Origin of the sequence: Oligella sp. HMSC05A10 (assembly GCF_001808335.1) — a bacterium.
Taxonomy (GTDB): Bacteria; Pseudomonadota; Gammaproteobacteria; order Burkholderiales; family Burkholderiaceae_B; genus Oligella; species Oligella urethralis.
The window spans coordinates 17,162-27,847 of sequence record NZ_KV792949.1 but is presented as its reverse complement, the minus strand read 5'-3'; the positions used below and the strand labels follow the sequence as shown (position 1 = coordinate 27,847).

Here is a 10,686-nt window from a genome sequence, read left to right as displayed (position 1 = left end):
CGTTCGTGATCTTCGTATTACCCGCATTAATGCCTTCGGTGGTTAGACTAACAGCACCGGCGGTAATGCCTGTGTTGCTCACTTTTACCTTATCACCGACGCTTAGACCATTGTTATTCAGTAACGTCTCACCGGCTTTGACACTATCAATGTCAAGATCTTTCGCTAAGGCAATGCGAACGACACTATCCTCACCCTGCTTCTCAATAGAAGTCATGAGGTTCTGACCCGCATCGAACTTAGACGCATCTGTATTCGCATCAGCACCTTTAATCGTCACGGTAGAACCTAACTTAGACGTCTGAACACCACCCGTGTTGGCATCAAAGTTAAGACCTTTGTAGACTTCACTTGCAACTGCAAATAATTGGCTGCCGTTAATAGCGTCTGTGGAAGTAGCCGAAATCTCACCGGCAGCTAGGTTTTGGAGTCGACGCTCACCGCCACTATAACCAACACTCACTGCCCCAGAAGCTTTCGCTCCAGCAAAAGTGAATGGTTGCTCTTTCTCTTCACCATTTACTGTAAATATAGCTTTGTCTACTTTGCCTTCGTTACCGGCTGTTGTGGTATCTCCCTCTACACCATCTGCTGTCCAATTCGGTGCTCCTATTGCATCGCCATCCCCAACTACGGACTGATGACCCAAATAAACGGAGTTCTCAACGTCAGCTACAACCTCACTACCAAGCACAAAGGTGTTAGTAACACCTTGAAGAACTTTGTTTTCATTACCAATAGACGCCGAATTATTGCCCCTCACTTCTGAGTCATTACCGATAGCAATAGCTCCTTCGATTTTTTGCATACCACGTGGTCTTTTGTCGAAAGAATTAGTGTTATTACCAATGACAATATTTTTAGTGCCTGGAACATTATATCCAGCTTTATTTCCTAGAGAAATATTATCGCTGCCTTCTGACCGTGACCCTGATAGCCTACCAAGGGAAATATTATTGCTACCTTTTAATTTTTGTGCTGAACCTTCTCCGCTCGAAATATTACCGTCACCATCTAATTCATTGCCCGAGCTGTATCCGAAGGAAATATTATTATTACCTTTTAGGTCACGTGCTGCGTTTGTACCACTTGAGATATTATGGTCTCCCTTCAGACCTAGTCCAGAAGCCACCCCGCTCGACACATTAGCCTCACCCTTTAACTTGTTCCCTGAGGCATAGCCGACGGATACGTTATAGTTTTTTTCTAACTCCACTCCTGAGGCGTATCCTAGCGAAATATTGTAATCACCTTTTGAGTTTTGCCCCGCGATTGTACCGCTAGAAAGGTTATGACTACCAACTAGAGCTTTCCCCGAGAAATGCCCAAGGGAAATATTATTATTACCTTCTAATTCTCTCCCTGATTCTGTACCGCTAGAAAGGTTATGACTACCAACTAAAGCTTTCCCCGAGAAAGGTCCTAGGGAAATATTATTATTTCCTTTTAATTCTCTCCCCGATTCTGTACCGCCCGATAGATTATAATCACCAGTCAATTCTTGCCCCGACTGACGCCCAAGGACAATATTCTCATTACCTTTTAATTGCCAGGCTGCATGCTTACCAACACCTGTATTATTGTCACCTACCAGATTAGTAGCGCTAAATGCACCTAACATGGTATTTGAATAACCAAAAAGCTTTGTACCCGAGCCTGCCCCAACTAATACACTCTCTGTGCCGAACGCATTTATCCCCGCCTCTTTACCTAAAAAGACATTACCTTCGAGAGCGGCACGAGCAACAGCATAATTACCTTCTTTGGTTTTGAGCCATTCTTTCCTTTTCTTTTCATCAAATGGGTCGTCTTTTTTTTCCTTCCCAACTTTTTTATACTCTTCGGCCCGTTCGTTGAACTTGCTAAAGTTATCTTCGATTCGTCCAGCCTTTTCCCCTATCACCACAGACCCCCCAGCACTGGGCAGTTCACTGCCATCAGCTAGGGTCAGTTTCATATCCTGGGCTCTGTGCCCAATGACCACATTATCCGGTTTATTTGTTCTAGCGTCAGAACCGATGGCTATTGCCCCAGACCCGGCCTGACCTTCTTTATAGACGGAATCTGCATAAGCACCCACACCGATAGCAATATCCCCAGCACCTTTGGCGCCTTTATTATCATAATTACCATCGCCAGCGCCCGCCGAAGGACTCTTGATACTAATATAATGCTGCTCATTAGTTGCAAGCACTTGATTTTCAGGCACGGAGCGATCAGGGTCGTTCATAAAAACATAAGTACCGTCTGCTTTTTTTATCACTTCACGCAGTTGATACGTAGATTGGCCCATCTTATATAAAGCATAGTACCTAACAACAGGATTTGTACCATCTGGTACGTTATTAGCCTGCGCACTTAGTGTCAACCCTCCCCCGATTAGCAGGGCAGTACCCACTACAACGCCTTGCAAATTCTTCTTATTCTTATCTAAAGAGTGACGCTCATGGTTAGCACCCTTTTTTGCAAGCTTTTCATATTGTCTTTCATTGAACTGTACCTAGTGATGATAAATCCAAACTTGATTTTACCACTAAAACCAGCACTACCTAAGGGGGGGGTAAAACGTAGGTAATTAGCAACAGCCGGAGCTAATAGGAATAAGCATCACAGCGATCCAGCCATCGATACTTACAGACGATTGATGGCAAGTAGCACCAAACAAAATGACTGATAGCGCATCAGCAACTATCAGTCATTTTTTAGCTTAGCGTTTAAAAACTTAGGCTGGGAAACTACCTACAACATTACCGTCTTCGCGCCAAATCACGACCGTGGCAGGACGAGGGCGGGTTGCTTGGTCGCCATCAGGCCAAGTAGAGGAACCGGTTGGGTTATTCTGCGCTTCTTCAACCGTTGGTGCCTTGGTGCTATTTTGCGCCTCTTTAAGCATCGGCCCTTCACCCGGGTGCTGGATATTAACAAAGATATACTTCATATCAGGCGTCCAAGTAATGCCGGTGACCTCACAGCCGCGTGGACCCACCATAAAGCGACGTAGCACTTTACTTTCGGGATCCGCTACCAACATGCTGTTATTACCCTGACCTTCATACTCTCCCTGATTAGAGTAATTACCATCGGTCAGAATCCATAATAAACCACGCGGATCCACCGCTAAGCCATCGGGACTATTAAAGGTATTGCGCTTATCGATATTGCTCGAACCCGCTTTATCATCCTGATGAATATTTGGGTTACCGGCTAGGACAAAGACATCCCATTCAAAGCTATCAGCCGTGGCATCATTCGCTGCCTCACGCCAGCGAACAATCTGACCATAGCTATTTTTATTGCGAGGATTAGGACCATACACACCAGGGTGCTTAGGACCACCTGGATAACGTGCTTTATCACTACCACGGTTTGAGTTATTCGTTAAGGTCACAAATACCTCTTTGCTATGTGGATGCACGGCCACCCACTCTGGGCGATCCATCGGTGTGGCGCCGACCGCATCGGCCGCTTGACGTGTATGCACCAATAACTCACCCATATCCGCAAATAAATCAGCCAAACGACCACCGTCAACGGTCGCCGTCTCCAATACTAACGGCACCCATTTACCGGTACCCATATAGCCCTCACTGGCTTCATTATCACTAAATACGGCAACGTACAGCGTACCCTCATGCAATAGCTCACGGTTAGCTTTGTCGTTATTCGGATCAAACTTGCCGCTAGAGATAAATTTATAAATATACTCACTACGCTGGTCATCACCCATATAAACAACCACACGATTATCCGGTGCTAGCGTAATGGCAGCATTTTCATGCTTAAAGCGACCTAAGGCAGTCAGTTTTTTAGGCTTTGACTCTGGATCAAAGGGATCAATTTCTACCACCCAACCAAAGCGATTCACTTCGTTCGGCTCGACTGTCCAGTCAAAACGCTCGTCATGGGTATCCCAACGATAACCCTCATCAGAGCTTTTGCTTGAACCCTTATAGCGCTGTAATAAAGCGGTTTGTTTATCATTTAAAAAGGCACTGTACTCAACCTCGTCGGCGTTTTTATTACCCACACCGAAATAATCGGTGAAGTTTTCCTCACAGGTTAAGTAAGTATTCCAGAAGGTATAGCCATTACCACAATTACCGAAGGTACCGTACACCTCACGACCACTGCTGTCCTTATTGGTTCGCACTAAATCGGTGCCAGCTGCCGCACCCACCAATTGCATTAAGGTGTTGGCATTAATATTGCGGTTGTATTTAGAGTCTAGTACTGGCTCCCATAAGCCCTTATCATTTAAACGTACATGAACCACTGAAGCGCCTTGAGCGTGCTGTGATTTACGCACCCAATCCGCATTCCAACCCTCACCGCCAGGAACCACGCCCTTAGGATAGAAATAGTGCGGGGTCACATACTCGTGGTTGGTCACTAATAAGCCTTCCACGCTACTACCGCTGACACTGTCTTTTGAATCGATCGGGAAGAAGTGCAAGCCGTCGTGGTTAAAGCCGATTTGCTTTAACTGATCATCGCCGCTATCAGAGGCATCACCGCGGAATTCTGGTGAGTCACTATGTAATTTATCACCCCAACGATTAATTACCGCATACTTATAGCCCTCAGGTAAGGTGATCGTATCCAAGCCATTCGATTCCAAACCTGCAAAGGCTTTCAGCTCCTCAGGATTAAATTTGGCTAATGCGGCACCCTGAGAGGCACTCACACCCTCTGCTGCCTGTGCATTAGTAAAGGGATTTAAACCCAAACCAAAAAAGCCGATGGCGCCAAGACCTAAACCGGCTTTTAAAAAATTACGACGTGATTGTGCGGCAACCACTAAGTCGTGAAATGGCGTTGTTTCTACCGGGTTAGCGGCGATATCATCTAAGTCAAAATCCTTCATGGCAATACCTGTCTAAAGAATGAACAAATAGCGGTATTCTCACACAAGATTATTGCTGTTTTATGACTCAATGCTAGGCTAAGCCCGAGTGTTAGACAAACGCCACTCAGGAGCCCCTTATGCTGGACCCAGCTTAGCAAACAAATGCATATCCTGACTCAAATCACCACTGGCACGAATCTGTTTTTTATGAGCCGCTGCAAAATCCAGCATGCGATCAATGGGTTTAGCGGCCGCCGCAGCTAAGTGAGGATCTAAATGAATTTCGCCGCTCCCTGCTTCTAAACAATGACGTATGCCCACTAAATCATTCATCGCCATCCATGGACAAAAAGCACAGCTCTTACAAGTAGCACTCGTGCCAGCGGTCGGCGCAGCAATAAAGCTTTTATCTGGCGCTTGTTGGCGCATCGCATGCAGAATACCCTGATCCGTTGCCACAATATACGTCGGCGCATCCAATGCCGTCACCGCCTGAATTAAACGACTGGTTGAACCCACCACATCAGCGAGTGCAATTACCTCAGCATTAGACTCTGGGTGTACCAATACCTTTGCCTCAGGATATTGCTGTTTAAGCGCCAATAATTCCTGTGCTTTAAATTCATTATGCACAGTACAAGCGCCCTGCCACATCAGCATATCCGCACCGGTCTCTTGTTGAATATAGCGACCAAGGTGACGATCCGGTCCCCAGAGAATTTTTTTGCCTTGCTGATGTAAATACGTCACGATTTCAAGCGCAATTGAGGAGGTCACGACCCAATCGGCACGCGCCTTCACCTCTGCGCTAGTATTAGCGTATACCACCACCGTACGCTCAGGGTGTGCATCACAAAAGGCACTGAACTCATCCGGCGGACAGCCTAAATCCAAAGAGCAGTTAGCCTCCAAATCTGGCATCAAGACACGCTTATCCGGACTCAAAATTTTGGCGGTTTCCCCCATAAATCTCACCCCCGCCACAATTAAGGTGCTAGCCGGATGCTCACGCCCGATACGAGCCATTTCCAACGAATCACCCACACAGCCACCGGTCTCCAGCGCCAAGTCCTGTAGCTCCGGAGCCACGTAGTAATGCGCGACCAAGGCGGCATTTTGCGCTCTTAATTGCTTAATAATGGCTTGCTTATGCGCCTCCATTAGCTCCTTAGATAATGGCTCCGGTACCCGTGCCCAAGCCTCCTTCACGGTATAACCAGCACTGGCCTCGGTCGCCGTCGCTGGCACATCAATCGGGATGGCAATTTCCGCGCCACCAGCGCTACAAGTCGATAATACGCTCACAGATACTCCTTTAATTCAATATCATCACTAGCCACATATTATGCTCAATTTGAGCATAATATGCAAAGCCTTATTTATTTTTGTGTATTTTTCCAAGCATTTGCCCCAAAGCCCTTCTGTTAAACTAATCAACATCTCTAAAGGAAGGACTGATGGAATCCGGAACTGATTTTTCTACGGCAAATACCCCTGAAGGGGTAGCGGAAGTGGTGGCAGTCTTAGTGGCAGTCACTGAGTTAAGTGCGAGGGTACTTACCGTCGATAGTGGTTGCGCCTTGCCCTATGGTCCCTTTACGCCAGTACATCGCTCCTTGCAAAGTGGTGTTAGAGCGTGGGTGCAGGAGCAGACACGACAACCCATGGGCTACGTGGAGCAGCTTTACACCTTTGTCGATACCACGCGTAGCCGTGCTTCTGGTCATCCGGTAATTTATATCAGCTATTTAGGACTGGTACGTGAAGCAGCGGAGTCCTTGCTACAAAGCCAAGCCAAGTGGCTTGATTGGTATCTTTACTTCCCATGGGAGGACCATCGCCAAGGCCGACCTGCCATGATTGATGAGCTGTTTATCCCTCGCTTTCAGACATGGATTGAGGCTGCAACAGATGAGCAGAACAGACAGCAACGTCAAGCTCGAGTTGCCATGTGTTGGGGCTTAAATGGCAATGCGTGGTTAGATGAGCAGGTGTTATCTCGCTACGAGTTAATGTATGAAGTGGGCCTAATACCGGAGTCCCCCTACCGAGAGCAGTCGCTCGCTGCCGCATCGGTCGGCCGGTTTATGAAGCATGACCACCGGCGCGTCTTGGCCACCGCCATCTCCCGTCTACGCGCTAAAATCAAGTATCGACCGGTGATCTTTGAATTAATGCCACGGGAGTTTACCCTGTTGCAACTGCAAGAATGCATCGAGACGCTAGCAGGTATGGAGCTGCATAAGCAAAACTTCCGCCGCCTAATACAGCATCAGGAGCTACTAGAAGCCACCGGCCAAAGCATTGTGCTGGGTCGCGGTCGCCCCGCTCAACGCTATCGCTTCAAAGATACCGTGCTCTTAGAAAGCATTTTATCCGGCAACAAGCTCCCTCTCAGCCGCTAGCGATTTGTACTACATCCGCCCTGCATCAACAATCTCACCCATGCTCAGGGTGTAATAACGATCGGCAACCTGCTTAGCCAGATGGTGGTTTTGTTCAGAAATCAACATGCTGATGCCCTTTTGCTTTAGCTGCATAATCATCTCAATCATTTGATCAACGATCACCGGTGCTACCCCCTCAGAGGGCTCATCCAATAGCAACATCAAGGGATTACCCATCAAACTGCGGGCCACACTCAACATTTGTTGTTCGCCCCCACTCATCTTACCGCCCGGGCGGTCAATCATCTTGCCAAGATTTGGAAAAAACTGATATATAGCCTCTTCGTTCCAATAATACACTGGCTCACCGTCAGGCCAATAACGCGCAGGCTGACGCCCAGTCTGTAGATTTTCCTTAACCGTCAATTCAGTAAATATACGCCGATCCTCTGGTACAAAACCTAAGCCGGCACGGGCGATTTTATAGACTGGCAATTTGCTAATATCCTGACCATTAAACAGCACCTGACCCGCTTTATGATCCAGTAGATTCATAATGGCTTTGAGCGTGGTAGATTTACCCGCCCCATTGACGCCCATCAATGCCACCACCTCACCTTTTTTTAGCTCTAAATTCAGATCAAACAGCGCTCTAGCACGACCATACCAAGCAGAAAGCTGCTTAACGCTCAATAAGCTAGCTGAACTTTGCATTTAAACCCCCGCCTCTGTTGACAGCACACGCTGACCTAAATACACGGCACGTACTTGCTCATTTTCAGCAATGTCAGCTGCCGTTCCTTCGGCAATTAAACGCCCTTCAGCCAAGACTAAGATGCGATCGGCATAGTTAAAAACCACATCCACACTGTGCTCGGTAAATAAGACCGCCATGTGTCGCTGCAAGGAGTGGGATTTGACTAAGCGCATCAGCAAATGACGCTCGCCGGGCGCCATTCCCGCCGTTGGTTCATCCATCAACAACAGTGCCGGTTGATGCGCTAATGCCATGCCCAATTCCAGACGCTTCACATCACCATAAGCTAACTCACTGGCTAAACGATGGGCGACATGCTCCAGCCCCACCTGAGCGAGCATGTCTTCAGCCTCAGGACTGCTAACACCCTGACGGCGCGCTTGATTTAAGGCAACCTGCATATTTTCCAAGACGCTCATCGAATGAAACACGGTCGCAATTTGAAAGGTCCGACCAATGCCTTTAGACCAGATAGCGGCTGCATCTAAGCCCTTAAGTGACTGCCCTTTAAAATAAATCTCACCACTACTCGGCACTAACTGACCACCCACCATATTAAAAATCGTCGATTTACCGGCGCCATTAGGACCAATTAAGGCGAGCATTTCACCGCGCTTAATATCAAAGGAGGTATCGTTTACCGCCCAAAACGCACCATAACGCTTGGCAATATCCTTGACCTGCAGAATCACCTCTCCAGTCACAGCACGCTCGCTACTTGGAACCGTCGCCTCTAGCACCTCACTGCCACTTGTCGCCACTGACTGTAAGGGCTGAGATCCAGGTGGCGCCGTGCGCTTAGGCACAAAGCTGAAGCGATGTTTAATACTCACCAAACCGCCGGGTAATAGCAACACCAAAAATAAGATAATGACCCCTAATAAGGCCTTCCAGTACTCGCTAAATAAACTGACCCAGTCATGCAACACCACATAACTCACAGCACCGACGACCGGACCACTAATGGCCTGAATCCCGCCTAATAAAACCATCACCAAGCCGTCAACCGAGCGCCCCACACTCAGCTCATCCGGCGAGATACTCCCTTTGGCATAAACAAATAACACCCCACTGATACCAGCAAAAAAGCCCGCCACAATAAAAGCCTGCCATTGCACTCGCTTAATCGGAATACCGATCGCCTGCGCCCGTAGCGGCGCATCTCTACTAGCACGCATGGCATAGCCAAAGGGCGTAAAAATCAAGCGCCGAATCAGCAGTAAGGAAATCGCCACCACCACCAAGCTAAAGTAGTAGTAATAACGTGGCTCAGCCAATACCCCTTCTGGCCAAATTCCGATCAGCCCATTGGAGCCACCGGTAAAACCATCCCATTGGAAAATGACCGACCAAATAAACTGCGCAAAGGCCAAGGTCAGCATGGCCATATAAATACCTGTTAAGCGTACACTAAACCAACCGAAAACCATCGCCGCCACCAGTCCGCCCAAGGGTGCGAGCAACATCACTAACCACATTGGCCAAGCGAGTTGCGTCACTAACAGCGCCGCCGTATACGCCCCCACACCAAAGTAGGCCGCATGTCCGAACGACACCATACCTGCTGGCCCGGCAATAAAATATAAACTACTGGCAAACAGCATCATAATTAAGCCGTCTTGCATAATCAGCATTAAATACGGCCATTGCTGTGCCAAGGAAGGGAAAGTAGCCAACAGCACAAACATTGCTAAAGCGCCAAGCCGATATAGGGTAGAACCTGGATTCAGCGGTGGCTCACTATGTAAGGCACGCGGCAGACTTTGTTGTGGCTTACCGAGTAGCCCCCAAGGTCGGAAAATCAGCACCAAGGCCATCAACACAAACTGCATCACTAAGGTCAGTTGACTAAACTCTACCGTCACACCAAACAGTGTCTGGGAACCTAAGAAGATACAAATTGCCTTAATTTCAGATATCAATAAGGCGGCTAAAAAGGCGCCCGGTATTGAACCCATGCCACCAATCACCACCACCGCAAACACATCGCCGATTAAATTTAAATCAATGCTTAAACTCGCCGGCTCACGCGGTAATTCCAATCCCGCGGCCAGGGCAGCAATAAAACTACCCAAGGCAAATACCGCGGTAAAGAGCCACGCTTGATTAACCCCCAGCGCAGCTAACATCTCCCGATCATGGGTAGCGGCCCGCACATACAGACCAAAACGTGTGAAGCGCAATAAGGCCCAGACTGCCAACAAAATCGCTGGCCCCAACAAAATTAACAATACATCGTATTCGGGAAAGGAACGATTTAATATGCTTATCGCCCCCTCTAGCCCAGGCGCTTTAGGACCAAGTAAATCCTCTGGCCCCCATTGCCACAGCACAACATCACTGATAATCAATAAAATGGCAAAGGTCGCTAATAATTGAAACAGCTCTGGCGCCTTATAAATACGACGCAATACCAATATCTCAATGAGTGCAGCCAAGACCGCCACAATCACAGCTGCGACAACAATACTGCCCCAAAAACCCAATACCGACTCGGTGCCCCAACGCATGCTAAAACTGTAAGCAAGATACAGTCCCAACATATAAAAAGAGCCGTGGGCAAAGTTCACCACACGGCAAACACCGAAAATAATGGTCAGACCTAAGGCTGCTAAAAAGAGGCTGGAGGTACTCGCTAAACCGTTAAGCAGCTGAATTAATAACGCTTCCATGATGCACTTCTAAAATAAAATCGG

At 47.9% G+C, this 10,686-nt stretch carries 6 protein-coding genes; 1 reads left to right on the top strand and 5 read right to left on the bottom strand.

Annotated features, from left to right (window positions below; translation table 11 throughout):
* From HMPREF3144_RS09310 to nadA, 3 genes are all read right to left on the bottom strand, one after another.
* Positions 1–2,368 (bottom strand): hypothetical protein (locus tag HMPREF3144_RS09310; RefSeq protein ID WP_210394309.1); only part of this gene is annotated, 2,368 nt, incomplete at its 3' end.
* Between the two features lie 354 nt (positions 2,369–2,722).
* Entirely contained in the window at positions 2,723–4,864 is a 2,142-nt protein-coding gene (locus HMPREF3144_RS09305) for a PhoX family protein (RefSeq protein ID WP_070477588.1), read from the bottom strand.
* Between the two features lie 117 nt (positions 4,865–4,981).
* Positions 4,982–6,151 (bottom strand): quinolinate synthase NadA, encoded by a 1,170-nt coding sequence (gene nadA / locus HMPREF3144_RS09300; RefSeq protein WP_141742770.1) that lies wholly within the window; start codon positions 6,149–6,151, stop codon positions 4,982–4,984.
* A gap of 152 nt (positions 6,152–6,303) precedes the next feature.
* Here nadA and HMPREF3144_RS09295 point away from each other — a divergent pair, with 152 nt between their 5' ends.
* Positions 6,304–7,251, top strand: coding sequence for an NUDIX hydrolase (locus tag HMPREF3144_RS09295; RefSeq protein ID WP_070477586.1), 948 nt, complete (start codon positions 6,304–6,306; stop codon positions 7,249–7,251).
* Positions 7,252–7,260: 9 nt separating this feature from the next.
* On the opposite strand, the gene HMPREF3144_RS09290 is transcribed toward HMPREF3144_RS09295, so the two are convergent.
* Both HMPREF3144_RS09290 and HMPREF3144_RS09285 read right to left on the bottom strand, forming a co-directional pair.
* A complete protein-coding gene (locus HMPREF3144_RS09290; protein ID WP_018027085.1) occupies positions 7,261–7,947 on the bottom strand; it encodes an ABC transporter ATP-binding protein in 687 nt (228 codons plus the stop codon).
* Positions 7,948–10,662 (bottom strand): branched-chain amino acid ABC transporter permease/ATP-binding protein, encoded by a 2,715-nt coding sequence (locus tag HMPREF3144_RS09285; RefSeq protein ID WP_070477584.1) that lies wholly within the window; start codon positions 10,660–10,662, stop codon positions 7,948–7,950.
* Positions 10,663–10,686: the final 24 nt, after the last annotated feature.